General features: G+C 66.3%; 1 protein-coding gene and 1 pseudogene. Both read left to right on the top strand.

All coding sequences use genetic code 11. The features are described from left to right. Positions 1 to 457, top strand: a 457-nt coding sequence (locus U9980_RS27965; RefSeq protein ID WP_322770665.1) for a type II toxin-antitoxin system VapC family toxin, incomplete at its 5' end; no start/stop codon positions are given. Between the two features lie 82 nt (positions 458 to 539). Then, a pseudogene (locus U9980_RS27960) lies at positions 540 to 703 on the top strand (flavodoxin); the annotation flags it as partial.

The following is a 703-nucleotide window of genomic DNA, read 5'->3' as shown; positions in this document are numbered from 1 at the left end:
AACCGGTGGAGCTCACCATGGACGACATCCTCGAGGCGCGGGACGAGGGGCGGCGTTGACCCTCACGTACGTGGTTGACTGCTCGCTCGTCATTGATGTGTTGTCCGTCCGCAATGGCGATGAGGTGCTCCGGCAGCGTCTGTCTGCCCCGCGCACGCTGCACGCCCCGCACCATCTGGACGTCGAGGTCGCGTCAACAGTCCGCGGGCTTGCCGCCGGAAAGAAGATCACTGACCGTCGCGGCGAGCAGATGCTGGCTGACTACGCGCGCTTGCGGATCACCCGTCATCCGGTCTGGCCCTACCACCCCCGGATGTGGAAGCTACGACACAACCTCGGTGCCTACGATGCCGCCTACATCGCGCTCGCCGAAGCACTCGGCTGCGAACTGCTCACAGGCGACATCAAGCTCAAGAACGCGACCGGACACCGCGCGACGGTCATCGTCACCCGGTAGCCCGTGCGAGTTCGGCGCGAGGTAGCGGCGAGATGCCACGCGGTGTGACCGTCTGGCGCACCCTACTTTCGGGTAAATCTGCGACACCGTCTACTACCCGTGTCTCGACGCGACCGTTGGCCGGCCGTATGCGCTGTACGTCCACGGCAACAGCGATACGACCGGCGCGGTCCGCGGGGTCGAGACCATCGCGACCGGCCTGCGCTGGAGGTGCCTGCGCGATCCAGTCACCGTGATCGGTGCGCC

Source organism: Protofrankia sp. Cr1 (assembly GCF_963555865.1).
Classification (GTDB): Bacteria; Actinomycetota; Actinomycetes; order Frankiales; family Frankiaceae; genus Protofrankia.
Note: the sequence above shows the minus strand (reverse complement) of the source record. Positions and strands in the feature narration are given on the sequence as shown.